General features: G+C 64.0%; 26 protein-coding genes, 1 pseudogene and 1 riboswitch. Of the genes and pseudogenes, 8 read left to right on the forward strand and 19 right to left on the reverse strand.

Going from position 1 to position 24,519, the window contains the following annotated elements:
* Window positions 1-205 precede the first annotated feature (205 nt).
* The gene (locus XH91_RS08770) at window positions 206-1,360 is read right to left on the reverse strand and encodes an IS4 family transposase (protein WP_128950217.1); all 1,155 of its coding nucleotides are present in this window, start codon (window positions 1,358-1,360) and stop codon (window positions 206-208) included.
* Between the two features lie 249 nt (window positions 1,361-1,609).
* Here XH91_RS08770 and XH91_RS08775 point away from each other — a divergent pair, with 249 nt between their 5' ends.
* Window positions 1,610-2,044 carry a hypothetical protein gene (locus XH91_RS08775; protein WP_128950218.1) on the forward strand — a complete coding sequence of 145 codons (435 nt, stop codon included), beginning with the start codon at window positions 1,610-1,612 and terminating at the stop codon, window positions 2,042-2,044.
* A gap of 119 nt (window positions 2,045-2,163) precedes the next feature.
* On the opposite strand, the gene XH91_RS08780 is transcribed toward XH91_RS08775, so the two are convergent.
* On the reverse strand, window positions 2,164-2,556 hold the full coding sequence (locus XH91_RS08780) for a hypothetical protein (protein ID WP_128950219.1): 393 nt from the start codon (window positions 2,554-2,556) through the stop codon (window positions 2,164-2,166).
* 250 nt (window positions 2,557-2,806) lie between these two features.
* Here XH91_RS08780 and XH91_RS08785 point away from each other — a divergent pair, with 250 nt between their 5' ends.
* From XH91_RS08785 to XH91_RS08795, 3 genes are all read left to right on the forward strand, one after another.
* Entirely contained in the window at window positions 2,807-3,244 is a 438-nt protein-coding gene (locus XH91_RS08785) for a VOC family protein (protein ID WP_128950220.1), read from the forward strand.
* 223 nt (window positions 3,245-3,467) lie between these two features.
* A complete protein-coding gene (locus XH91_RS08790; protein ID WP_128950221.1) occupies window positions 3,468-4,196 on the forward strand; it encodes an SDR family oxidoreductase in 729 nt (242 codons plus the stop codon).
* Between the two features lie 23 nt (window positions 4,197-4,219).
* The gene (locus tag XH91_RS08795; protein ID WP_128950222.1) at window positions 4,220-4,774 is read left to right on the forward strand and encodes an HD domain-containing protein; all 555 of its coding nucleotides are present in this window, start codon (window positions 4,220-4,222) and stop codon (window positions 4,772-4,774) included.
* 137 nt (window positions 4,775-4,911) lie between these two features.
* Here XH91_RS08795 and XH91_RS08800 read toward each other — a convergent pair whose 3' ends face one another.
* Window positions 4,912-5,421, reverse strand: a complete 510-nt coding sequence (locus tag XH91_RS08800; protein ID WP_128950223.1) for a mismatch-specific DNA-glycosylase — start codon at window positions 5,419-5,421, stop codon at window positions 4,912-4,914.
* Between the two features lie 97 nt (window positions 5,422-5,518).
* Between XH91_RS08800 and XH91_RS08805 the strand changes: the two genes are divergently transcribed.
* Window positions 5,519-6,004: a DUF4262 domain-containing protein gene (locus tag XH91_RS08805; protein WP_128950224.1), complete on the forward strand. Its 486-nt coding sequence runs from the start codon at window positions 5,519-5,521 to the stop codon at window positions 6,002-6,004.
* A 180-nt stretch (window positions 6,005-6,184) separates the two neighbouring features.
* Here the strand turns inward: XH91_RS08805 and XH91_RS08810 are convergent, their stop codons facing one another.
* The 8 genes from XH91_RS08810 to XH91_RS08855 all read right to left on the reverse strand — a co-directional run bounded on the left by XH91_RS08810 (window position 6,185) and on the right by XH91_RS08855 (window position 12,703).
* Window positions 6,185-6,748 (reverse strand): hypothetical protein, encoded by a 564-nt coding sequence (locus tag XH91_RS08810; protein ID WP_128950225.1) that lies wholly within the window; start codon window positions 6,746-6,748, stop codon window positions 6,185-6,187.
* A 1-nt stretch (window position 6,749) separates the two neighbouring features.
* Window positions 6,750-6,932: an acyl carrier protein gene (locus XH91_RS08815; RefSeq protein ID WP_164933975.1), complete on the reverse strand. Its 183-nt coding sequence runs from the start codon at window positions 6,930-6,932 to the stop codon at window positions 6,750-6,752.
* Window positions 6,933-7,036: 104 nt separating this feature from the next.
* Complete coding sequence (gene thiC, locus XH91_RS08820; RefSeq protein ID WP_128950227.1) at window positions 7,037-8,935, reverse strand: phosphomethylpyrimidine synthase ThiC; 1,899 nt, start codon at window positions 8,933-8,935, stop codon at window positions 7,037-7,039.
* Between the two features lie 183 nt (window positions 8,936-9,118).
* On the reverse strand, window positions 9,119-9,727 hold the full coding sequence (locus XH91_RS08830) for a thiamine phosphate synthase (RefSeq protein WP_128950229.1): 609 nt from the start codon (window positions 9,725-9,727) through the stop codon (window positions 9,119-9,121).
* The gene (locus XH91_RS08835) at window positions 9,714-10,496 is read right to left on the reverse strand and encodes a thiazole synthase (protein ID WP_128950230.1); all 783 of its coding nucleotides are present in this window, start codon (window positions 10,494-10,496) and stop codon (window positions 9,714-9,716) included. Before XH91_RS08835 ends, XH91_RS08830 begins: the two co-directional genes overlap by 14 nt.
* A 176-nt stretch (window positions 10,497-10,672) precedes the next feature.
* Window positions 10,673-10,870 (reverse strand): sulfur carrier protein ThiS, encoded by a 198-nt coding sequence (gene thiS, locus XH91_RS08840; protein WP_128950231.1) that lies wholly within the window; start codon window positions 10,868-10,870, stop codon window positions 10,673-10,675.
* A complete protein-coding gene (locus XH91_RS08845; RefSeq protein ID WP_128950232.1) occupies window positions 10,861-11,871 on the reverse strand; it encodes an FAD-dependent oxidoreductase in 1,011 nt (336 codons plus the stop codon). The genes thiS and XH91_RS08845 overlap by 10 nt, the downstream gene beginning before the upstream one ends.
* A riboswitch (TPP riboswitch) is annotated at window positions 11,859-12,003 on the reverse strand. It overlaps the preceding gene by 13 nt.
* 154 nt (window positions 12,004-12,157) lie before the next feature.
* Window positions 12,158-12,703, reverse strand: a complete 546-nt coding sequence (locus tag XH91_RS08855; RefSeq protein WP_128950233.1) for a lytic transglycosylase domain-containing protein — start codon at window positions 12,701-12,703, stop codon at window positions 12,158-12,160.
* A 224-nt stretch (window positions 12,704-12,927) separates the two neighbouring features.
* Here XH91_RS08855 and XH91_RS08860 point away from each other — a divergent pair, with 224 nt between their 5' ends.
* Window positions 12,928-13,128 (forward strand): hypothetical protein, encoded by a 201-nt coding sequence (locus XH91_RS08860; protein ID WP_128950234.1) that lies wholly within the window; start codon window positions 12,928-12,930, stop codon window positions 13,126-13,128.
* Here the strand turns inward: XH91_RS08860 and XH91_RS08865 are convergent.
* Together XH91_RS08865 and XH91_RS08870 are read right to left on the reverse strand one after the other, a co-directional pair.
* Window positions 13,125-14,450: an ATP-binding protein gene (locus tag XH91_RS08865; protein ID WP_128950235.1), complete on the reverse strand. Its 1,326-nt coding sequence runs from the start codon at window positions 14,448-14,450 to the stop codon at window positions 13,125-13,127. The two genes, XH91_RS08860 and XH91_RS08865, sit on opposite strands and share 4 nt — an antisense overlap.
* Before the next feature lie 15 nt (window positions 14,451-14,465).
* Window positions 14,466-15,207 (reverse strand): annotated as a pseudogene (locus XH91_RS08870) (response regulator).
* Window positions 15,208-15,388: 181 nt separating this feature from the next.
* Between XH91_RS08870 and XH91_RS08875 the strand changes: the two are divergent.
* Together XH91_RS08875 and XH91_RS08880 are read left to right on the forward strand one after the other, a co-directional pair.
* A complete protein-coding gene (locus XH91_RS08875; protein ID WP_128954774.1) occupies window positions 15,389-15,967 on the forward strand; it encodes a hypothetical protein in 579 nt (192 codons plus the stop codon).
* A 214-nt stretch (window positions 15,968-16,181) separates the two neighbouring features.
* Window positions 16,182-16,706: a PRC-barrel domain-containing protein gene (locus tag XH91_RS08880; RefSeq protein WP_128950236.1), complete on the forward strand. Its 525-nt coding sequence runs from the start codon at window positions 16,182-16,184 to the stop codon at window positions 16,704-16,706.
* A 196-nt stretch (window positions 16,707-16,902) separates the two neighbouring features.
* Here XH91_RS08880 and XH91_RS08885 read toward each other — a convergent pair whose 3' ends face one another.
* From XH91_RS08885 to XH91_RS08910, 6 genes are all read right to left on the reverse strand, one after another.
* Window positions 16,903-18,111, reverse strand: a complete 1,209-nt coding sequence (locus XH91_RS08885; protein ID WP_128950237.1) for an ABC transporter substrate-binding protein — start codon at window positions 18,109-18,111, stop codon at window positions 16,903-16,905.
* A 240-nt stretch (window positions 18,112-18,351) separates the two neighbouring features.
* Window positions 18,352-19,179 carry an ABC transporter permease gene (locus tag XH91_RS08890; RefSeq protein ID WP_164933976.1) on the reverse strand — a complete coding sequence of 276 codons (828 nt, stop codon included), beginning with the start codon at window positions 19,177-19,179 and terminating at the stop codon, window positions 18,352-18,354.
* Entirely contained in the window at window positions 19,176-20,438 is a 1,263-nt protein-coding gene (locus XH91_RS08895) for an ABC transporter permease (RefSeq protein WP_128950238.1), read from the reverse strand. Before XH91_RS08895 ends, XH91_RS08890 begins: the two co-directional genes overlap by 4 nt.
* 68 nt (window positions 20,439-20,506) lie before the next feature.
* A complete protein-coding gene (locus XH91_RS08900) occupies window positions 20,507-21,556 on the reverse strand; it encodes an ABC transporter substrate-binding protein (protein WP_128950239.1) in 1,050 nt (349 codons plus the stop codon).
* 52 nt (window positions 21,557-21,608) lie between these two features.
* The gene (locus XH91_RS08905; protein WP_128950240.1) at window positions 21,609-22,718 is read right to left on the reverse strand and encodes an ABC transporter ATP-binding protein; all 1,110 of its coding nucleotides are present in this window, start codon (window positions 22,716-22,718) and stop codon (window positions 21,609-21,611) included.
* Between the two features lie 134 nt (window positions 22,719-22,852).
* Window positions 22,853-24,421: a DUF4403 family protein gene (locus tag XH91_RS08910; protein ID WP_128950241.1), complete on the reverse strand. Its 1,569-nt coding sequence runs from the start codon at window positions 24,419-24,421 to the stop codon at window positions 22,853-22,855.
* Window positions 24,422-24,519: the final 98 nt, after the last annotated feature.

The raw sequence follows: 24,519 nt of genomic DNA on the forward strand, positions 1-24,519 counted from the left end.
TTTTGATTGACCCGTCGGGCAAAACAGTGGCAGGATGGCATGATGGGGAAGGGTGAGTGGAGTGACTTGCGGCCTCGAACTCCGCTGTCATCGCCCGGCCTCGACCGGGCGATCCAGTATTCCAGAGGCCAGCGTGGAAGAGTTCGCTCTCACCATATCCGCCGCGGCGTACTGGATCGCCCGGTCGAGCCCACGGGTGTCCGGTTCATTGGAAGTATAGTCCAAGGTTCAACTGGTTTTGGTTGATAGGGACGGACTGCAGAGGTTCGAGCAAGTTGTTGATCGGACGTCTGTGCATGAGATTGGTGCGGACGAGCCGGGCAAATTCGAGGGGACTGTGTACCGCTTTTTGAGCGAGCTGGGCCATGCGCAGGAGGAGAAACGCGATCAGGGCGATGGCGATCTGAATGCGGACTGCGTTCTCGGAGACGCCGATAAAATGCCTGATTCGAAGCGTCTGCTTGACCCAGCGGAAGAACAATTCGATCTGCCAGCGCTGTTTGTAGAGCTCGGCGATCTCTTCTGCCGACGCGTCGAGATCATTGGTCACGATACGCAACTGCTTGCCGCTCTCAATGACGACGCAGATCTCCCTGACCGGAACTTGCAGCGGATTCTTGCGGCTGTTGGCGAGGCGGGCCGGCAAGTGACCGATCCGGTCGCTCACAATATTGCTGTTCTTGGAGACGTGGTTCTCCCTTATCACGTCGAGCGGAGTGTTCTTCTTCAACCGCGTCACGAAGCGGCAGCCGGCCTCATCGAGCTTCGCCCACCAGCCATAATCGTAGTAACCGAGGTCGTAGACGTAGGTTGCGCCCAGCTCAATCGGCATGGCCTTCGCAGCCGTGATGTCGTTGACGTTGGCTGGCGTCACCGCAAAGTAAACCGGCCGATCGGCATTCGGATCGTAGACGATATGCGCCTTGGCCCCGAACACATCGGCCGAAAATGTCGCCCAGCTCTCGCTCAGGCTGGAGAGCCTAATACTGGTAGAATCAATCAGGCGGACCGCATCCGCGGTTGCCCGCCGCAGCCCGCGATGCGCCTGCGGCAGCATCTGTGCGAACAGCTCGCTGAACACCTGCCAAGGTCGCTGCGAGTTGGCGTCCGACATCGTCGAGCGCTTCACCGGCGCCGCCCCCACGTGATAAAGCCGCGTCTCGTGGCTTGCCATCCCAGTCACGATCTCCCGCAGGCTCGTCGAGCCGCTCAATTGCCCATACAGCAGTGCAATAAAGTGGCGCTTCGTCGTCAACTTGCGCACCAATCGATCGGCCCCGTACTTCTCCACGACCTGTTCGAACTTAGACCAAGGGATTTGCTTCGTTAGACTGTGAAATACGCTATTCTGATGCCGCATGGCGTGGACTTCCTTCCGTGTCTCGAACGTGTGCGAAGCGCTCGAAACACAGAAGAATCCCCGTCATGCACCCTGTCCACAACAATCGAACCGGACACCCGTGGGTCGAGCCGGGCGATGACAGCTGAATGTGTGGCTGCCGGCTCGCGCCTCACCAACGCCCCCATCATGTTGCCGCCGTGATCGATCGGATAGATTGCGGCGTCTGATTCGCTTTTCCTCCCAGAAAATAGCCCCCGGAGACGCCTCATGAAGATTGCTTCCACCTTGCGTGCCGCGCTCGTCGCCATTGCCGCGCTGGCCGGCCTTTCGACCGCGGCGCGGGCCGACGGCGGCACCGTGGTGCTGACGATCTACAAGGCGGGCTGGTTCATCGGCGGCTCCGGCGGCTCGGGCGTCCTGAACTTCCACGGCCGCTCCTATGCGCTCTCGACCGGCGGACTCGATTACGGCCTCGTCTTCGGCGGCTCCAAGACCGTGCTGCGCGGCCGCGTCTCCAACATCGTCAGGCCGTCGGACGTTGCCGGCGTCTACGGCGCTGCCGGTGCCGGCCTCGCCCTCGGCCGCGGCGCCCGCGCCATCGTGCTGACCAACCAGAAGGGCGCGGTGCTGGAGCTGTCGGGCACCCAGACCGGCCTGATGGCGAATGCCGATCTGAGCGGGCTCGCAATCACGATGCAGTAGACGGTGCCGTGGAAAACGGTGCCGTAGGGTGGGTTAGGCGAAGCCGTAACCCACCGCTTTGGTTTCCGCTGTGACAGAATTGGTGGGTTACGAGACCACGCAGTCACCGCCGCATGCTCTCAGCGCGCCGATTGCTTGGCTCTATCGTCGGTCGTCACGGCCTGCGCGCGTTTGCCGGAGCGGATCATGAGGAACGATCCTGACGTACCCGGCAACCGCCAGCGCCCGTCGATCTCGGTGGCCTCTCCGTTCATGATGCCGTCATAGTGGACGATGTCGAAGCCGTAGCCCGGCGGCTCGTAGCGCTTGACGAACGACACCACGCTGCCGGCGCGATGGCCCGATATCGAGGCGCTGTGAGTCCGTATCGGGCAGTGCGGATTGGAGCACGGCTCGGTGACGTGGCCCGAGAGCGCGCCGCCGGTCTCGATCAGCGTCGCCGTGAACGTGACCATTCCCGTGCCGGGTTGGATGTAAGTGCCGTCCCAGACACCCGAGAGATCGTCGCTCATGCGGCGGCTTCCTCGAAACAAGATTGCCGGTTGATCCCGGCTTTTCCACTCAAAGTCGTATCGTCCCGGTTGCGCCCTTGCAAGTGTCCGCGCGCGACGTCCATGGGGCGCGGCATCATCCGTTTGGTGTAGTCTGGGGCCGTTCGGGGGCAAAAAAGCATCATTCCGCCTGTCGGAAGATCGTCCGCCGGTTCGTCCTTGGGCGACGGCGCACCCGGGTGCGTCCGGTTCGATGCAAAGGATAGCGCTCATGACCTCCATCACGCCGTTTCTCTGGTTCGACAACAACGTTCCGCAAGCCGTGGCGTTCTACAAATCGGTGTTTCCCAACGCCAGGATCCAGACCGTCAGCGACTTCATGGCGGTGTTCGAGCTCGAGGGACAGCGCTTCCATGCGCTCAATGGCGGGCCGCAGCACCGCTTCAACGAGGCGGTGTCGTTCTTCATCAGCGTGGAGACGCAAGGCGAGGTCGATTACTTCTGGAAAGCGCTCACCGCCGACGGCGGCGCGGAATCCCGCTGCGGCTGGCTCAAGGACAAGTTCGGCCTGTCCTGGCAGGTGGTGCCGTCAGCACTCGGCCGCTATCTCGGCGACCCCGACCGCACCAAGGCGAACCGCGTCATGCAGGCGATGATGGGGATGAAGAAGATCGTGATCGCGGATCTGGACAAGGCGTATGCGGGGTGAGGGAAAGACGGTGCGGTAGGGTGGGTTAGCTATGCAGATGTGCGAAGCGCATCTGCTTGGCGTAACCCACCACTTCTGCATCCGCGGCGGCAGACTTGGTGGGTTACGCCGCGCGCTTTGCGCTTCGCGCAATCCGCGAGGCTAACCCACCCTACGCAGCGATCCACATCGCCAATTCTCCCGGGATCGCTATACTGCCTGACATCAGCAGGATGGTGATCCCATGGAAAGAAAATTGGACGGCAAGGTTGCCGCCGTAACCGGGGCCGCGTCGGGCATCGGACTCGCGAGTTCCGAGGCGATGCTGGCCGCCGGCGCGCGCGTGGTGATGGTCGACCGCGACGAGGCCTCGCTGAAGGCGCTCTGCAAAAAGCACGGCGATGCCGTGATCCCGCTGCTCGTCGACCTGCTCGATCCCAGGGACTGCGCAACGCTGCTGCCGCGCGTGCTGGAGAAAACGGGCCAGCTCGACATCTTCCATGCCAACGCCGGCAGCTATGTCGGTGGCGACCTCGTCGATGCCGACGTCATGGCGATCGACCGGATGCTGAACCTGAACGTCAATGTCGTGATGAAGAACGTGCACGACGTGCTGCCGCACATGATCGCGCGCCGCAGCGGCGACATCATCGTCACCAGCTCGCTGGCCGCGCATTTCCCGACGCCGTGGGAGCCGGTCTACGCCTCGTCGAAATGGGCGATCAACTGTTTCGTCCAGACGGTGCGGCGCCAGGTCTTCAAGCACGGCATTCGCGTCGGCTCGATCTCGCCCGGTCCTGTCGTCACGTCGCTGCTGGCGGACTGGCCGGCAGAGAAGCTGCAGGAAGCCAGGGATTCCGGCAGCCTGCTGGAAGCCAGCGAAGTCGCCGACGTCGTGATGTTCATGCTGACCCGCCCGCGCGGCATGACCATCCGCGACGTGGTGATGATGCCGACGAATTTCGATCTGTAGGACGTATGCGGGATGCCTTGCCGATGAACCGCGAAGAATTGGCCGTCGCGTACGCGGCGCCCGGCCGCCACTATCATAATCTCGCGCATATCGAGGATTGCCTGGCCGCGCTCGCGCGGGTCGACAGTCTTTCGGCTGTCGAGCGCGAGACGCTGACGGAGGCGATCTGGTGGCATGATGTCGTCTACGATCCTGCCAGGTCCGACAACGAGGAACGCAGCGCGGAGCTCGCCGAGCAGCAGGTCCGCATCGAGCTTCGTCAGGAGGTCGGCCGCCTGATCCGCCTGACGAAAACGCACGATGTGGATGCCGGCGATCGCCTAGGGGCGATCCTGATTTCGATCGATCTCGGCATTCTCGGCGCCGATCCCGCGCGCTACGACGCCTATGCCGCCGCGATCCGCCGCGAGTTCAGCCATGTCAGCGAACATGACTATCGCATCGGTCGCGCCCGGGTGCTCCGCCGTTTCGCGGCGCGCGAGGTGATCTTTCCCGATCCGGATTTCGCCGCGACCTTCGACCGGCAAGCCCGCGCCAATCTCGCGCGCGAGCTGGCGGCGCTGGGCGGCGGTGCGTAGGGTTAGCCGCTCACAAGTGCGGTCGCTCAACACGGAACGGCGCAAGGCGTAACCCACCGCGTGCGCCTCCGCGGCGACAGAAGCGGTGGGTGACGCCGCGCGGCCCGCGCTTCGCGCAGCCGCACGTCTAACCCACCCTACGCAGCGGTCCACCTTGCCAGCTCCCGCCACGGCTCCAGCGTCCAATGCCCTGACGCCGCGCCCGACGGTGACGGCAGCACGAATATCTCCGGCAAGCCCGCATCACGCTTCTGCCGCCCCAGCGCAATGCCGCTCGACGGCCTGCCATAAAACAAGCTGGCCGCCTTCTTGCTCGTGAATGCAATCGTCCGCGGCCGATATTTCTCCATCTTGGCCCTGAAGCCCGGCACGTCGATCTCATCCGCCGCGATCTGGTGATCCATCCCCGCGCCCGACTTGGAGAGATCGGTGAAGCCGATCCCGAGCTCGATCAGCGACGCAAACTCGCCCGGTTGATACCGCCGCGGCGTAATCCCGGCCTCATGCAGCGCGCGCCAGAAGCGGTTGCCGGGATGAGCGTAGTAGTGTCCGAGCTCTGCCGAGCGCGTCGAGGCGGCGGTGCCGACGAAGACGAGACGGAGGTTTTCGCGGAGCTGATCGGGGAGGCGGTGAACGGTGCTGGACATCTGCGATGCGATTATTGACTTGCTTCTTCTCTGAATCTGCCGTCGAAATTGTCAGGAGTGCGGAAGCGACGGACGCCGCAGGCCTGTCGGGGGACAAATGCACGACCAGTTCGAGTGGCCGGAGCCCGAACACGAGGCCGACGAGATCATCTTGCGCAACGTCCGCAACCACGGCTGCCATATCACGGGCATACAAGATGCCACCCCGCCGTTCGCATTTTCGACTGGTCTGTATCTGAATTACGGCCACCCCGAGCTCATCATCTTCGGCCAGAGCGCTCAAAACGCGCAAGCCATCATCAACCTTATCCGCGATCGCGCTGCCGCGGGCCATCAATTCGTCGACGGCGATATCTCCGACGAGCTGCTGGAGAACGGCTACAAACTCGGCTTCTTGCAGGTGCCGTTCGGAGCCTATCCTGATTATCTCGGCACTGCGATCTGGTTCTATCGGAAATCGCAGATCGCATTCCCCTGTCTCCAAATCGTCTGGCAGGACGTCAATCGCCATTTCCCCTGGGAGGCCGAATGCGCGCTCGACGTCAGGCGCGATCAGCCATTGTTGAAGCGGACGGCTTCTTGATGCCGTCTCACGAAGTGGCCCGACGATGAACCGCGAAGAGCTGGCCGCGCTCGCCCAGCCCGTGGGGTGGTTAGCCGCTCACGAGCGAGGTCGTTCAACACACGACGGCGCAAAGCGTAACCCACCACGTCTGGAGAGCCTTTGGATGCCAAGTGGTGGGTTACGCTACGCTAACCCACCCTACGGGCTTCGATGAGGCTTCTTCGCGAGTGCGCGTTTCAGTGAGAATATTGAGTTTATCGATGAAAAATTATTCATTGCGTGCAGTACGTAGCGCGCATGGAGCCGTATGATTTGGGTAGTACGAACTATCCGATTTTGAGATTGTAGCGAGAGCGCCATCACCACCGCAAAATTCTCAAACATGGTGAGCTTGTCGACGAATTCCTTGACTTCTGCCGGATTCATCTTGACGACATTGCCGCCGCGTACAGTGAGTGGACCGTCGACTGCGCCCGCGAGGGCGACGTCTAATAACATCAAGGCTCTCAGAACTTCGGCAGGCAGTAGATCGTAGTGCTCGTAGTACAACGTCGATACCTTGTTGCTCAGTTCTTGCAGTTTCTGTTCGGCTTCATCCGTAGGCAATTTGAGATTGGTAAGAGGTGCGATTTCTTTCGCAATCAGCTTACGGGCTTCAAGATACTGCTCCATTATCTTGAGGTTTATAGTGTGCCTGTGCGTAAAATAAGGGGCCAGCAGTCCAAGAATAGCGCCCAAAACAAAGGTGAGTGTGCTGGCCATTTCAGTCAAACAGCTTTGAAAGGTTGGCTACGGTGGGGCGTCCGCAACTAAAGGCAGCCTCGAACGGCAACAAAACATTGAGTTCAGTTTCGATGCTGCCGAGGAGCCTGATTAGCGCGAGCGAATCCATGCCCAACTCAAAAAGGTCTCGATCAACGTCAATTTCGTTGATCGAGACCTCCAAGACGTCTGCCGCTATGCGTTGGATAATGCTGCTCCTATCCATCGACGGTGACCTTCCAGTAAAAGTCGTTCAAGAGGTCATGCCTCGTGGAGCGGCGTTCCCCCTCACAACACCCGATTGCTCTCCTTCACCTTCTCCGCATCCAGATATACGCTCGACCCCATCTCCTTGAACTTCGCGCTCATCCTGGCCATGCCGTCCTCGGCGGTGCCGCTCATCGACATCCCCACGCTGTTCGGATCATTCAGCGTCGCCGCGTAATCGCGCACGTCCTGCGTGATCTTCATCGAGCAGAATTTTGGGCCGCACATCGAGCAGAAATGCGCGACCTTGTGGGCTTCCTTCGGCAGGGTTTCGTCGTGGAAGCTTTTTGCCGTATCGGGATCGAGTCCGAGGTTGAACTGGTCGGTCCAGCGGAATTCGAAGCGGGCTCGCGACAGTGCGTCGTCGCGCAGTTGCGCGGCGGGATGGCCCTTGGCGAGATCGCTGGCGTGGGCCGCGATCTTGTAGGTGATGACGCCGGTCTTGACGTCGTTACGATCGGGCAGGCCGAGATGCTCCTTCGGCGTGACGTAGCAGAGCATGGCGCAGCCGAACCAGCCGATCATGGCGGCGCCGATGCCTGACGTGATGTGGTCGTAGCCCGGCGCGATGTCGGTGGTCAGCGGTCCAAGCGTGTAGAACGGCGCCTCGCCGCATTCCTTGAGCTGCTTGTCCATGTTGATCTTGATCTTGTGCATCGGCACGTGGCCGGGGCCCTCGATCATGACCTGGCAGCCCTTGTCCCACGCGATCTTGGTCAGCTCGCCGAGCGTCTCCAACTCGGCGAACTGCGCGCGGTCGTTGGCATCCGCAATCGAGCCCGGACGCAGGCCGTCGCCGAGCGAGAACGAGACGTCATACTTGCGCATGAGGTCGCAGATCTCGTCGAAATGGGTGTAGAGGAAACTCTCCTTGTGATGCGCCAGGCACCACTTCGCCATGATCGAGCCGCCGCGCGAGACGATGCCGGTGACGCGGCTCGCGGTGAGGTGGATGTATTGCAGGCGCACGCCGGCGTGGATGGTGAAATAGTCGACGCCCTGCTCGCACTGCTCGATCAGCGTGTCCTTGTAGAGCTCCCAGGTCAGCTTGACCGGATCGCCGTTGCACTTCTCCAGCGCCTGGTAGATCGGCACCGTGCCGATCGGCACCGGCGCGTTGCGCAGGATCCATTCGCGCGTGGTGTGGATGTTGCGGCCCGTGGAGAGGTCCATCACGGTGTCGGCGCCCCAGCGGATCGCCCACACCATCTTCTCGACCTCTTCCTCGACCGAGGAGGTCACCGCCGAGTTGCCGATATTGGCGTTGATCTTGGTCAGGAAGTTGCGGCCGATGATCATCGGCTCGAGTTCACTGTGGTTGATGTTGGAGGGGATGATGGCGCGGCCGCGCGCGATCTCGCTGCGCACGAACTCCGGGGTGATGAAGGCGGGCACCGAGGCGCCAAAGCTCTCGCCGTCGGCGAGGGCGGCTTCGGCGCGCTCGAGCTGCTGCTTGCGGCCGAGGTTTTCGCGCGCGGCGACGTAGATCATCTCCTTGGTGATGATGCCGGCGCGGGCGAATTCGAGCTGCGTGATCTTGTGGCCGTCGAGGCCGCGCAAGGGCTTGTGATAGGCGGCGAAGGAACGCGCCGCATTGTCGGTGGAGACGCTGCCATTGTCCTCCGGCTTGATCTGCCGGCCCTCATATTCCTCGACGCCGCCGCGCTCCAGCACCCATTGCTTGCGGTTGCGGGCAAGGCCGGCATTGACGTCGATGGTGACGGATGGATCGGTGTAGGGGCCGGAGGTGTCGTAAACAGGCAGGTTCGGCTCGCCCGCACCTTCCGAGAGGATGATCTCGCGCAGCGGCACGCGGATATCAGGCGCGGCATCGGGCGTTGCGAAGATCTTTCGCGAGGAGGGAAGCGGGCCGGTGGTGACGGCGGGGACGGTCTTTTCGGGGTTGGAGCGAATGTTCATGGGATCCTCCTTAATTCAGTTCGTTTGTGTCGCTGAGCGAAAGACAATTACCGCTGTCATCCCCGCGAAAGCGGGGATCCAGTATTCCAGAGACCGTAGTGGGGTACGGAGAAGCCGCGGCGTACTGGATCGCCCGGTCAAGCCGGGCGATGACGGCGGAGTGTGTTGAGAGAGCGAGGCGTATCACGCGGCCTCCTTCGACTGGCCCAGCCATTGCCGCACCCGTGCATCGGGGTCGGCATTTTGGGTGACGTCGGACACCACCGCGATGGAATCCGCGCCGGCGGCAAAGATCTCGGCGGCATGCTCGAACTTGATGCCGCCGATCGCGACCAGCGGGATGGGGCCGATGCGCTTCTTCCATTCCGTGATCTTGGCAATGCCCTGCGGTTCGAAGCGCATGGATTTGAGCGTGGTGAAGAAGATCGGGCCGAGCGCGACATAGTCGGGCTTGGCCTCGAGCGCCGTTTCAAGCTCCGCGTCGTCATGGGTGGAGACGCCGAGCGAGAGGCCGGCTTCGCGGATCGCCTTGAGATCGGCGTCGGCAAGATCCTCCTGGCCGAGATGCAAATATTTCGCGCCGGCGACGATCGCCGCGCGCCAATAATCGTTCACGACCAGCTTGGCCGGCGTTCCCTTGGTGATGGCGAGCGCATCGGTGACGATCTGCAAGGCTTGCGCGTCGTCGAGATTTTTCGCGCGCAGCTGGATGGTGCCGACGCCGAGCTTTGTCAGGCGTTCGACCCAGGCCAGGCTATCGACCACAGGATAAAAACGATCAGGATACGGCATGCCAGAACGGGGTCCCAACGACAGGGGTGGAGGGGGAGGCAAAATCGCGGGCGTTCATCAGCCCGGCTTCATAGGCGGTGCGGCCGGCCTCACAGCCGAGGCGGAAAGCCCTGGCCATCGCGACGGGATCGGCGGCCTTGGCGATGGCGGTGTTGAGCAGCACGGCGTCATAGCCGAGCTCGAGCGCCTCGGCGGCGTGCGAGGGCGCGCCGATGCCGGCGTCGACCACCAGCGTGATGTCGGGCAGGCGCTCGCGCAGCAGCTTGAGCGCGTCGCGATTGATGATGCCCTTGGCACTGCCGATCGGCGCGGCCCAGGGCATCACGACCTTGCAGCCCGCATCGACCAGGCGGTTGGCCACCGAGAGATCCTCGGTGCAATAGGGGAACACTTCAAAGCCGTCCTTGATCAGGATGGTGGCGGCTTCGACCAGGCCGACGACATCGGGCTGCAGCGTGTCGTTGTCGGCAATGACTTCGAGCTTGATCCAGGACGTGCCGAACAATTCGCGCGCGAGCTTTGCGGTGGTGACGGCCTCGCGCACGCTGCGGCAGCCGGCGGTGTTCGGCAGCACCGTGACGTCGAGTTCGCGGATCAGCTTCCAGAACGCGTCCCCAGTCTTGCCGCCGGCGGATTCGCGCCGCAGCGACACCGTGACGATGTTCGAGCCGGAGGCGCGGATCGCGTCCTGCATGATCGCCGGCGAGGGATAGAGCGCGCTGCCGATCAGCAGGCGGGAGGCGAAGGTCTTGCCGTAGAAGGTCACCATGTGGGAGGTGTCTCCTTGAATGACGCTGTCATCCCCGCCTAGTGCGCAATTGCGCACGGGGGGCGGGGATCCAGTACGCCGCGGCGGCGCGGCTGGAATCGTGAAGCCGCGGCGTACTGGATCGCCCGGTCAAGCCGGGCGATGACAGCGGAGTGTGAGGCGGGCGCTTCATCCCATCACCCTCCCTGCCGCGGCGTGATGATCTCGATCTCGTCGCCGGCCTTCAGGCTCGTCTCGGCCCAGCGGCTCTTCGGCACGACGTCGTAGTTCAGCGCGATGGCGAAATGCGTGCCCTCGTAGTCGAGCTCGGCGAGCAGCGCATCGACGCTGGCGGAACTGATCTCGCGTTGCTCGCCATTCACGATCACGCGCATTGCATCACCTCATTGTCGATCTGGCCGCGCTCGACGAAGTTGAGCGTCAGCTCGGCGAGGGCCGGGGCGATCAGGAAACCGTGGCGGTAGAGCCCGTTGACGCTGATCTTGCCGCCGCGCACGCCGATGCGCGGCAAATTGTCGGGATATGCAGGGCGAAGGCCGGAGCCGAATTCGACGATGCGCGCCTCCCCGAAGGCCGGGTGCACGGCATAGGCGGCGCCCAAGAGCTCCAGCGCGGAGCGGACGGACACGCCGGTGTCCTCGGCCTCGATCGAGGTCGCGCCCAGCATGAACAGATTGTCCTCGCGCGGGATCACGTAGAGCGGCCAGCGCGGATGGATCAGCCGCACCGGGCGGGACAGCTGCACCTCGGAGGTCTCGATCAGGATCATCTCGCCCTTGACGCCGCGAAGCTCGCTTTGCTCCTCGCGCGCGGACAGGCCGCGGCAGTCGATCACCAGGCCGTCGAGGTCGGCCGATGAGACGTCGCTGCCGAACTTGATGGTGCCGCCGGCGGCCTTGATGCGCGCGTGCAGCTGCGGCAGCACGCGGCGGGGCTCGACATGGCCTTCGGCCGGGAAGAACAGCGCATCGCGGAAACGGCCTTCCAGCGACGGCTCGAGCGCGGCGAGGCCGCTGGCATCGAGCCGGCGATGGCCGTCGGTCATGCGGGCAAAGCGCTCGAAATCGTTGCGCTCGCGCGGATGGGCGACGACGAGCGAGCCGTTGAAGGGGGTGTCGGGCAGCTCGCGCCGCCAGATGTCGAGCGAGCGCAGGCCAAGCCTAGAGATGATGGGTTCGGCGACCTCCGCCTCGCAATAGGGCGCGAGCATGCCGCCGGCCCAATGGCTGGTGGCATCGGTCATGTCGGCGTCACTGCGCTCGTGTAGGGTCACGGCGTGGCCGGCCTGCGCGAATAACAGCGCCTGCCAGGCTCCGGCTATGCCTGCGCCGATGATGGATACCGGGGAATCCGGTCGATTGGTCGTCTGCAACATCCCTGTCCCTTCGCCGGCATGACCCGGATCAGGTTCAAAGGGTCACCGCGGTCCTGGACATGCTTGCTGAAGTGCAGGCCTGCCCGTTTAGCGGTATCTCAGCTCCTCCTCGGAGCACCCCTCGGAACAGCTCTAATGTAGGCTAGTGGGGCGGGGTGGTCAACGCGTTAGCCACAGAGCAGTCATTCCGGGATGGTGCGAAGCACCAAGACCCGGAATCTCGAGATTCTCAGGTGCGCAAGGGCGCACCATAGTTCGATGTTTCGCATCGCCCCGGAATGACGGATTATTCGCGAGGAACCTGCGCCCGCGCGTTGCGGACGTGCTGGGTGAGCTTGCGATGCGGCGCGGCGCCGAACATCGGCTGCGGATTGCCGTCCGGCTCGATCTGAGGCTCGAAGCTCGCCTGCCGCACCATTTCCTGACGCTGCCGCTTTGCAGCGTAGTAATAGCCGCCCGCGAAATAACGCACGGCTCGGTCATGGTCGCCATTGGCGGCGTGATAGGCGCCGGCGAGGTATTTCACGGCATAGGTGAGATTGGTGTTGGGGTCGCGCAGGCCGCTCGCATCGCCGGTGTAGCCGAGGCCGCGGGCCGTCGCGAGCTTGATCTGCATCAGCCCGATGGTGCCGCCACGGCCGACCAGGCCGGGCTGATAGCGGCTCTCGCGCATGATGACGCGATGCACCAGCGCCTCCGGCACGCCGTTGGCACGCGCATGCATCGCCACCATCTCGGCATAGTCGGCCTGGCCTGCGATTGCGGCGTGCGACGACATCAGTGACGGCATCAGTCCTGCCGCGAGCAACGCGGCAACGCGTAAAATTTTCATCGATATATTCCTCGGCAGAACTGACCCGCACCCGTGCGCGTTAGGCCGTGGGAACACGGCGATGATGTGGCGAAACGCCGCCACCGGCGATTTTCGCCGAGCCGTCGCTTTTACGACTCAAACGTGGGGTAGGTCCGGAGCCGGCGGAGTGCCTTACGCGACAGCAGGTCTGTCCGTTCGTGCTTCGCCCAAAAATCGCACCAACAGCATTCGGGAGGACGTCCATGACCCGAGCAGACATCGGCGACATCCCCACGCAGAACCCGTGCGCACAATGCGGGACACCGATCGCGCAGCCCGACTGGATCGAGCCTGGCGAGGGGCGGGTCTCCTATCTCTGGACATGCCACGCCTGCAATTATCGCTTCGAGGCGATCGCGATCTTCGACGAGTCGGCCGTCGAATATCCGCCGCTCGCGGCTTAAGCGGCCAGCCGCGGCTGCTGCCATATCGGCAATTGCATCCGCACGATCAGCCCGTGCGGCTGGCGGTCGTGCAGCGACAGCTCGCCGCCATGGGCGAGCGCGATCGCGCGCGCGATCGACAGGCCGAGGCCGAAGCCGGTGGAATCGTCCATGGTGCGCGCGTCGTCGCCGCGCACGAACGGCTCCAGCATCTCCTGCTTGCGCGCGTCCGAAATGCCGGGGCCGTCATCCTCGACGTCGATGACGAGTTCCGTGCTGGATACATCGAGGCGGATCGTCACCACGGCGCCGAAGCGCACCGCGTTCTCGACGAGGTTGGTGACGCCGCGATGCAAATCGTCGGGACGCGCGGCCGCTGTCGCAGACGGCGGGCCGTCATAGTGCACGACATGGCCCATGTCGCCGAACTGGTCGGCGATGAGCTGCAGCGTGCTGGCGATATCGACCAGCGTCACCGCTTCGATCTTGCGGTCGTTGCGCAGCAGCGACAGCACGCTCTCCAGCATCGAGCGCATCTGGTCGAGGTCGATCAGCATCCGCTTGCGGTTGCCTTCGTCCTCGATGAACTCGGCGCGCAGGCGCAGCCGCGTGATCGGCGTGCGCAGATCGTGGCTGATCGCCGCCAGCATCTTGGTGCGGTCCGACATCAGCCGCGCAATGCGCTCATGCATGCGGTTGAGCGCGCGGGCCGCCGAGCGGATCTCTTCCGGACCGCGCTCGGGCAGTGGATCGGCAGTCCCATCCAGGCTGAAATTCTCGGCCGCCCTGGCAAAGGACGACAGCGGCGCCGCCAGCGCGCGCGCGGCCCACAGGCCGAGCACGGTGATACAGATGAAAGCCGTCATCAGCGTCACCAGCCACGGTGCACCCCAGAACCACGGCCGCGGGCCGTTCTGGACATGGCCTGCGATCACGCTGCCGTCGGGCAATTCCACGCCGATGCGATGGGCATCGCCCTCGGGCGCGAGCTGCACCACCTTGTAGCCGCGGGCGAGATGGTGGCGGATGCCACGCAAATGCTGGGCCTCGCTGTCGTTGACCGTCGCCGCCGTGCCGGGCGGCAATGTCTCGAGCTCGAGCTTCGGAAAGGCGCGCGCGAGATCTGCGATCAGGCGCGGCCGGTCGTCGGGCCTTGCCGAGCCGAGCAGCAACGCGGCATCGGTCAGTTGATGCGCGCCATCAGGCGGGCTGTCCGGGCGGTCGGGGCGGCTGAGCAGGAAGGCGGTGGTGACGACGAGGTGCAGCGCGACGGTCGAAGCCAGCACCAGCGCGGCGATCTGTCCGCCGATGCCCTTGAGGTGAAAGAACCCGAACGGCCGCATCGTCTCGAAGCCCCTTTAGTTGCTCGGGGGCGCGGCAACCGCTTCCGTTCTGGGCGTAAACAGGTAGCCGCCGGAACGCACCGTCTTGATCATGATGGGATCGGCCGGGTTGGGCTCGATCTTGCGGCGGATGCGGCTGACCAGCACGTCGATGGAGCGCTCGAACGAACCGGTGTTGCGGCCTTGCGTGAGGTCGAGCAGGCTGTCGCGCGACAGCACGCGGCCGGGACGCTCGCAGAACGTCCTGAGCAGGTCGAACTCGGCGCTGGTCACCGCGACGCGGGCGCCTTCCGGATTGCGCAGCTCGCGCAGGCGCAAATCGATGCGCCAGCCTTCGAAGGAGAGTGTCGAGGCGCCCTCGATGGAGCTTGCGGCCTGTGCGGAGGCCTGACGCCGCAGCACCGCGTTGATGCGGGCGAGCAGCTCGCGCGGATTGAACGGCTTCGGCAGGTAGTCGTCCGCGCCCATCTCCAGGCCGACGATGCGGTCGACGTCCTCGCCGCGGGCCGTCAGCATGAATGATCGGCGTCTGCGCCTCGGAGCGCACCTTCCGGCACAGGCTGAGGCCGTCTTCGCCGGGCAGCATGACGTCGAGGATGATGAGATCAACGCGGTGGTCGGCCATGGCACGCGACATCTCGCGGCCATCGCTCACGGCGGTGACGTTGCAGGAGTTGTTGCGCAGATATTTCGCAATCAACGTCCGGGTTTCGCGATCGTCCTCGACGACCAGGATGTTGGGAGAAGGAATGGCCATGGGCCTTGTTTGTCCAAGATTCGGGCCAAAAGGCGAAGTTTATTGTTTCAGTGTGTTTCCGGGCGAATTTTCGCAACACCTCGCAACGACGGCGTCGTCGTGCGGCAAGCTCTCGTTAAGCCCGTTAACCATACCGTGGCGCAGTTGCGTACGAAACCCCGCAAAAACCACGGTGCACTCAATGACTTCGATTTCGGCGGCCTCCGCCAGTAATTACCAATCGCCGCTTCAGCGGCTACAGCAGGAATTGCAATCAGAGGTGTCGGACGGCACGATCTCGTCGTCCGATCAATCCACTCTCACGACCGCCCTGCAGGACATCGATACGGCGCTCCAGCAGAGCCGGTCCAGCGATCAATCCAGCGGCACCAAGCCGTCCAAGGACGGCCTGAAATCCAAGATCGACGACCTCATCTCCAACGAGGTCTCGAACGGCACGCTGACGTCGAGCCAGGCCGATGAGCTGAAAGGCGTGTTTCAGTCTGCCTTCGCCAAGGGACCGGGCGGTCCCGGCGGTGCCGGCGGCCCGCCTCCCGGTCCGCCGCCCTCGGACGACGGCTCTTCGGATTCTTCGACGTCGTCGACGGACCCGGCGAGCAGCAGCTCGACCGACAGCAGCACGGCGAAGATCCTCGAGCAGTTTCTTCAGGCGCTGCAGCAGTCGCAGTCTTCGTCGAACTCGTCATACGGCGCCAACGGCAGCGCGACGAGCGCGACCGGCACGGACATCTCCGCGCTCCTGATCGACTACAAGAGCTGACCTGAGCGACGCAGGTCGGCGCGTTCCTCGCCGCGAACATGCTTCATCCCAGGGCGCATGATCGTCGGCGGGGAACTGTGCGTCTCGCACGTTCCAGGAACCTTTCGTCGCGGCGCAACGCCGCAATGGCGCACGAAATTGCCGCACGCGAGGAACTGTGCGTGTCCGTCGCTGTTCTCTCCGCACAAGTTTTCTGCTGAAGGAGAGGACAACAATGTTGATGAAATCGATCGCCGCCGGCCTTGCCGGCACCGCTTTGCTTGCGACCGTTGCGTTTGCGCAAAATCCCGCTGCCACCGAGAAGTCGCCAACCGCTTCGACCGCGACCACAACGACGACGAGCGCGTCGGGTGAATGGCGGACCTCGAAGATGGACGGCGTCAAGGTCTACAACGAGGCCAACGAGAACATCGGCTCGATCAACGACCTGCTGATGGACAAGAGCGGCAACATCAAGATCGCCGTGATCGGCGTCGGCGGCTTCCTCGGCATGGGCGAGCATCTCGTCGCCGTGCCCTACGAGAAGCTGAAATTCGTCAACGAGGCGGTGGCCTACACCGGCACGAACCCGAACGCCAAGCCCGCCGGCACGACCACTGGCGCGGCGACCGGCACCACCGAGACCAAGACGACCACGACCACGACCTCGTCCTCGTCGAAGTGGTATCCTGATCACGCCGTGTTCAACGCGACCAAGGATCAGCTGAAGGCCATGCCCGAGTTCAAGTACTCGGAGTAACCTAGACCACGTGATTGCTTAATCGAAGCGCGCCCGGTTTTCTCCGGGCGCGCTGTCGTGTCTTTCGTCATTGCGAGTAGCCAGCACAAAATGCGAAGCGATTTTGTTCTGGCGACGAAGCAATCCAGAGCTATCTCCGCGGATGCATTTCTGGATTGCTTCGCTGCGCTCGCAATGACGGAGGATAGAGCCCGCCTCACTTCACCAGCGGGCAGCCGCCCTTGTCGAGCGGGCGGAAGGCTTCGTCGCCGGGCACGGTGGCGATCAGCTTGTAGAGGTCCCACTCGCCCTTGGACTCCTCGGGCTTCTTCACTTCGTACAGATTCATGTCGTGGACCATGCGGCCGTCGATCCGGATCTTGCCGTTCTTGGCGAAGAAGTCATTCACCGGCGTCTTGCGCATCTGCTCCATCACCTTCGGCGCTTCGTCGGTCTTGATGGCCTCGATCGCCTTGAGATAGTGCATGGTGGCCGAATAGAGGCCGGCCTGGATCATCGTCGGCATGTGGCCGACCTTCTCGTTGAAGCGCTTGGAGAAGGCGCGGGTCTCGTCGTTGGTGTCCCAATAGAACGCGTCGGTGATGATCAGGCCTTGCGTCGCCTTGATGCCGAGCGAGTGAACGTCGGTGATTTCCATGAGCAGCGCGATCATCTTCTGGCCGCCCTGGGTCAGGCCGAATTCGGCAGCCTGCTTCAGCGCATTGGTGGTGTCGCCGCCGGCATTCGCCAGCGCGACCACCTTGGCCTTCGAGGCCTGGGCCTGCAGCAGGAAGGACGAGAAGTCCGACGAGTTGAGCGGATGGCGAACGTCGCCGAGCACCTTGCCGCCGCTCTCCTTGACCACGTTGGCGGCGTCGCGCTCGAGCGCCTGGCCGAAGGCGTAGTCGGCCGTGACGAAGAACCAGGTGTCCTCGCCGCGCTTGACCATCGCCTTGCCGGCGACGTTCGACAGCGCGTAGGTGTCGTAGGTCCAGTGCACTGTGTTGGGCGAGCAGGCGACGCCGGTGATGTCGGACGAGCCGCCGCCGGAATTGAGGTTGATCTTGTTCTTCTCGCGCGTCAGCGCCGAGATCGGCAGCGCGACCGAGGAGGTCGGCACGTCCAGGACGGCGTCCACCTTCTCGTTGTCGTACCAGTTGCGGGCGATGTTGACGCCGACGTCGGGCTTGTTCTGGTGGTCGGCGGACACGACCTGGATCGGCACGCCCGCGACCTTGCCGCCGTAATCGGCGACGGCCATCTCGACGGCGGCCAGCGAACCCTTCCCGGTCGCGTCGGCGTAGAGGCTCGACATGTCCGTGAGCACGCCGAGCTTGACGACGTTGTCGGAAATCTGCGCCTGCGCCGTGCCGCTGCTTGCGGCGACGGCGAGACCGGCCGCGACCGCGGCGATGAGTTTGTGCATGGAGTTTCTCCCTTGGCGTTGTTGTTTGGGCTTTGTTGCGGGGACTGTTCTAGCCACAAATCGACGCGCGGGCAAAGGCGGGGAGATGGGATGTGGGGTGGGAAAATAGGTAGGGCTCTGCGTCATTCCGGGGCGCGCCCCCCTTGGGCGCGAGCCCGGAATCCATTCATCCACCGTCGCTGCGGCCCGATGGATTCCGGGCTCGCGCTGCGCGCGCCCCGGAATGACAGCGGAGGGTGGTTAAGTGCCCTCGCCCTTCAGCCGCTCGTTGCGCCGACGCAAGCCCTCCAGCGTGGCGAGCAGGATCACCGAGACCGTCGTCAGGATCACCGCGGCGGCCGTGATGGTCGGGCTGATGTTCTCGCGGATGCCGCTGAACATTTCGCGCGGCAGGGTGCGTTGCTCGGGCCCCGCCATGAACAGCACGATCACGACCTCGTCGAAGCTGGTCGCGAAGGCGAACAGGGCGCCCGACGCGAGGCCCGGCAGGATCAGCGGCAGGATCACACGGCGGAACGCCTCGAGCGGCGAGGCGCCGAGCGAGGCGGCGGCGCGGGCGAGGTTGGTGTCGAAGCTTTGCAGCGTCGCGCCGACGGTGATCACCACAAAGGGCGTCGCGAGCGCAGTGTGAGCCAGGATCAGGCCGAGATAGCTGCCGGTGAGGCCAATCGGCGCGAAGAAGAAATAGAGACCGACTGCGGTGATCACGCCGGGCACCACCACCGGCGATAGCACGAACGCCAGCACCAGCGGCTTGAACCGGCTCTTCCACTGCGCGAGCCCAAGGGCGGCCAGCGTGCCCAGAACCATGGACAGCAGCGTCGAGGCCACGCCGATGATCATGCTGTTCTTCAGCGCATTCATCCAGCGCGGTGAACTGATGAAGTCGTTGTACCAGCGGAACGAGAATCCCGGCAGCGGATAGGTGAGATAGGAGCCCGAGCTGAAGGACAGCGGCATGATCGCCAGGATCGGCGCGATCAGGAAGATGAACACCAGGGTCGAGATGACGATGGTTCCGATCCACGCGATGCGCTGGCTGGGCGTGCGGAGGGAGGCGTCGCTCAATTCTTCATCCCTCCCGTCACCTGCTGGCCCTGCACCAGCTTGCCATAGACCAGCGCGAGCAGCACGGTGGCGAGCAGCAGCACCGCTCCCAGCGCCGAAGCGAGGCCCCAATTGGCGGTTTCGGTGGTGTAGAGCGCGATGAAATAGCTGATCATCTGGTCGGCGGCGCCGCCGACCAGGGCCGGTGTGATGTAGTAGCCGAGCGCCAGGATGAAGACGAGCAGGCTTCCCGCGCCGATGCCGGGCAGGGTTTGCGGGAGATAGACCCTCAAGAAAGCGGTGACGGGCGCTGCGCCGAGCGAGGCGGCGGCGCGCATGTAGGCCGGCGAGATCGCCTTCATGCTGCTGTACAGCGGCAGGATCATGAACGGCAGCAGCACGTGGGTCATCGCCACGCAAACACCGAAGCGGTTGTAGATCAGGCGCAGGGGCTCGTCGATGATGCCGAGCCAGCGCAGGCTGTCGTTGACGACGCCCTTGCTTTGCAACAGCACGATCCAGGCGCAGGTTCGGACCAGAAGCGAGGTCCAGAACGGCAGCAGCACGAAGATCATCAGGAGGTTCGACCGGCCCGGCGGCAGCGTTGCCAGCAAATAGGCGACCGGAAAGCCGAGGATCAGGCAGAGCACCGTGACACCGAGGCTAATCAGGAACGTGCGCGCGAAAACCTCGCGATAGATGGCCTGATCCGGCGGGGCTGCGACGATCGCGCCGTCCGCGTTCCTGACAAGGTCGAGCGCTCCCAGAAGATAGAAGCCGGTGACCGGACCGCTGGCATCCCTGATCGTCGTCCAGGTCGCGCGTTCGCGCCATGCCGGGTTGATCTTGCCCAGCGCTTCTTTTGCGGTGCCGGGCTCGGGCATCGCCTTGAGATTGCGCGCGGTGCTGATCAGGATGGTGCGAAAGCCGTTCAGCGCGTAATTGAGCCGCTTGGCGGCGATCGCAATGGTGCCGGCGGCGCGCGCTGCCTGGAGGTCGCCTGCCAGGGCCGCATAGGTCTTCTCGTCCGGCAGATCCTTGCCGTCCCAGCCGGCGAGAGACGCGACGGTTTGCGGCAGAACCTGGCGCACCTCGCGGTCATCGACCGCGTGCCACAGCATGCCTGCGATGGGCCCGGCGAAGGTGAACAGCAGAAACAGCAGCAGCGGCCCGACCAGCGCGAACGCCTTGAGCTGGCGCGCGCGCTCCGCCCGTTTCAGGCGGCGCTTGAGCGGCACGCTGGTCTTCGCATCGGCGTCAGTCAGGGACGCTGCTGTCATCGCGGGATCAATTCAAGCAAAAGGCACGGCGAAGGGGCGCGCCCCTCCGCCTCTGCGGTACGGTCGTGTTATTTCGCGGCCCATTTGTTGAAGCGTTCGGTCAGCTTGTCGATGTTCTCGAGCCAGAAGGGCACGTTGATCTCGACCGCGTTCTTGATGTTGTCAGGCGCGGTCGGCAGATCCTTCAGCACGGCCGGCTGGATCATGGCGGCGGCGTCCTTGTTGGAGGTGCCGTAGGCAATGTTCTCCGACAGCTTGGACTGGTTCTCAGCCTTGCCCGCGAAGTCCAGGAACTTGTAGGCGGCGTCCTTGTTCGGGCTGCCCTTCAGGATGACCCAGCTGTCGAGCGTGAACAGCGCGCCGTCCCACACCATGCCGAAGTTCTTCTTCTCGTTCTTGTTCGCGGTGTCGATGCGCCCATTGTAGACCGAGGTCATCGCCACTTCGCCGGACGCGAGCAATTGCGGCGGCTGGGCGCCGGCCTTCCACCAGACGAGGTCGCCCTTGATGGTGTCGAGCTTCTTGAAGGCGCGATCGACGCCCTCGTCGGTCGCCAGCACCTTGTAGACGTCCTGCGGCGGGACGCCGTCGGCCATGAGGGCGATCTCGAGCGTGGTCTTCGGGCCCTGGCGCAAGGCGCGCTTGCCCGGAAACTTCTTGGTGTCGAAGAAGTCGGCCCATCCCTTGGGTGCTTCCTTCAGCTTGTCCTTGTCGTAGCCGAGCACGAAATCATAGAGGATGGCGCCGACGCCGCAGGGATTGACGGACGGCTTGATATAGGCGCCCTCGCCGCCGATCTTGGAATAGTCCAGCTTCTCGTACAGGCCTTCTTCGCAGCCGACCGCGAGCTCGTCGCTCTCGACCTGGACGACGTCCCAGGTGGCGGCGCCACCCTGCACCTTGGCGCGCAACACGCCGACACCGCCGTCCCAGGACTCGTCGTTCATGGCAACGCCCGATGCCTTCTTGAACGGCTCGAAATAAACCTTCTTCTGCGCATCCTGATACGCGCCGCCCCACGACACGACGGTGAGGTCACGCGCCTGCGCTGATGTGGCCAACGCCGCGCTGGCGCCGAGCGCCGCGATGAAACCCAGAGCAATCTTGCGCTTCAGCATGGTCCTTGTTCCTTCTTCAAGTGAGTTGCGTTGAGGTCGATCGATCAATCAATCAAACAGGGTCGAGCGCGAGGCAGTCCTCGGGACGGAAGGTAACGAAGACGCTTTCACCGGGGCTCAGGCTGTCATGCGCGCCCGGCTGCAGCTTGACCATGAATTCGCCATTCCCCGCGACATCGAGCACGGCCAGCGCGTGGTCGCCGAGATAGATGGTATTTTGCACCTTGGCCGGCAGCCGGTTCGGTCCATCGCTGGAAGCGCCGTCCGGGATAATGGCGATCCGCTCCGGCCGCACCGACAGTGAGGTCGCAGCGCCCGCGCCTGACACGTTGACCGCACGGGCCGTGACGGTGCCGCCACCGGCCAGCGCGACGCGGCAATAGTCCTTGTCTGTTGTCTCGACGGTGCCCGAGAGCACGTTGTTCTCGCCGACGAAATTGGCGACGAAGCTGTTCACCGGATGCTCGTAAAGCGCGTCCGGCCTGTCGATCTGCTGCACGATGCCGTCGTTGAACACGGCGATGCGGTCCGACATGGTGAGCGCTTCGCTCTGATCGTGGGTGACGTAGACGACGGTGATGCCCATGGTCTCGTGCAGCTGCTTGATCTCCAGCTGCATCTGCTCGCGCAGCCGCTTGTCCAGCGCGCCGAGCGGCTCGTCCATCAGCACGAGCTGCGGGTTGAACACCAGCGCGCGGGCGAGTGCCACGCGCTGCTGCTGGCCGCCGGACAGCTGCCCGGGCCGCCGCTGCGCCATGGTTTCCATCTTGATCATCCGCAGCGCCGCCTTGACGCGCTCCTGCGTTTCCGCCTTGCTGGTCTTGCGGACGGAGAGCGGGAAGGCGACGTTCTCCTCGATCGTCAGGTGCGGAAACAGGGCATAGTTCTGGAACACCATGCCGATGTCGCGCTTGTGCGGCGGCATGTTCTTGATCGGGCGGTCTGCAATATAAATCTCGCCCTGGGTCGGGACCTCGAAGCCGGCCAGCATCATCAACGTCGTCGTCTTGCCCGAGCCCGACGGGCCGAGCAGGGTGACGAACTCGCCCTTCCTGATGTCGAGATCGAGGTTCTTCACCACGAGGTGCTCGCCATCATAGGTCTTCTGGATGCCGGAAAAGCGCACCAGCGCCGGCGCGGATGTGACGATGCCGGCTTCCATGATTCCTCGCGATGTCCCCTGCAATACTCTCGGCACCCCGTTGGAGGTTGCGAGAAACAGCTTAGCATCCTCCAACGAGAATGCCAGCGGCGCAAGCGCTAAGGGGTTGCGCCGATTCCATGCATGACTGCGCGCTACATTCCCGACAGCTTGGTCACGTACACGTTGAGCGTACCGCCGGCTTCCGCAACCACGCGCAGCGTCTTGGAATCGAAGGCGATGTCGGCCAGCGTGAGGCTATCGATCTTTGCCTCGACCTTGAGGCCGTCCTCGCTCTTCTGGTATTCGGCGATCGCGGCCGCGATCTTCTCGCGCGCGTTGGCGGCGATCGGCTTCAGGTCGAGCGTCGCCTTCTGCACCAGCGCCTGCTGCATCTGCGGCACCACCGCGCGGGCGGCGGCACCGAGCAGCCCGAAGGCCGCCTCGGATTCGACCGCGAGCTGGATGTCGGCGAGCCGCAGCGTCTGCTGCGCCTCGTCGAGCATCGGCCGGCCCCAGATGTGCACGGTCGCCTCGGCGCCCAAGCCGAGCCAGCTCTTCTTTTCCTTGGCGCGCACCAGGAGGGAGATCAGCAGGCGATCGCCCGAAGGAATCACGTTGACGCTCTTCACGGTGACCTCGACCGGACCGGAGCCGTCCTCGGGATAGGTATGGCCGACCAATTGGGCCGCGATCAGCTTGTTGATTTCGGTGAAGGGCACGTCGATGGGCACGCCGATGTTCACGCCGGTGCCGGTCGGCGGCACGATCGAGATCTTGTCGGGGAACGGGCAGTCCGGCTTGGTCGGGGTCGAGGTCACGCGCGTCTCGGCCTCGAGGCCAAGCAGCAAAGTCACGGCCTGCGCATCGACGCGCGGCTGCGCCGCGATCGCACGGGTCGGCTTCATCTCGAGCCAGAGCGGCGGCAGTGCGGCCGAGGAGCCGGTGCCCTGCAGCGGGATCGAGCGGCAGGCCTTGGCCCATTGCACCCTGGCGTTCTCGCGCAGGCTGGGGTCGTTGCGGATGCGCTCGGCGACGACGTTGAGTTGCTCGTCGACCGTCTTGTCGATCAGCGGCTTGACCTGCGCCGGCACGTTGACCCTGGCGCCGGCGACGTTGACGTTGGTGTCGCCGAGATTGACCTGCGCGCCGAGATTGGGTTCGAGATGCCAGGCGGCCGCGAGCTTCGGGCGCGAGGTGACGACGACGCTGCCCTTGATTTCGGCGCTGGCATTCAGGTTCTTGATGTTGATTGCGCCGATCCGTTTCGCCGCGTCGCCGCCGAGCACGCTGCCGAGGGCATCGCCGAGTGCGCCGGTGGCCTTCGACGACAGCGAGCCCGTGACGTTCAGCTTGCCGGTGATCGGCGTCGACAGCGTCAGCACGTCCTTGTCGCCGCTCGCCGACATCGGCCCGCGGGTGGCGGTCCAGCCGATATCGGCGTTCTCAAGGATCTGCGAGATCGGGTTCTCCGCCTTGCCGGCGAAATTGCGCGGCGAGGCCTTCTCGGCCTGGTCGCGGATGGCCGACAGCGCGATCGCGACGGGGGCGACCACGATCGAGCTCTTGGAGACAGGCGGCAGCGGCGGCAGTTGCGCGATGGGCGGCGCAATGTTGGTCGCGCGCGGCGACAGCCAGTCCATCACCTTCAGGCTGATGAAAAACGATGCCGCCAGCACCGCGACGGCGATCAGCACGGTCTTCAAATTCAACGTCAGACGCATCAATCCCCCAGGCCGCCCAACGGGATTTTACAGGGCGGGCGAGGAGGGCGCTAGAGCGCACCTGTGGGGTGGAATTGCGGCAAATGGGTTAATTGCCG

Origin of the sequence: Bradyrhizobium guangzhouense (assembly GCF_004114955.1) — a bacterium.
In the GTDB taxonomy this organism is placed as follows: domain Bacteria; phylum Pseudomonadota; class Alphaproteobacteria; order Rhizobiales; family Xanthobacteraceae; genus Bradyrhizobium; species Bradyrhizobium guangzhouense.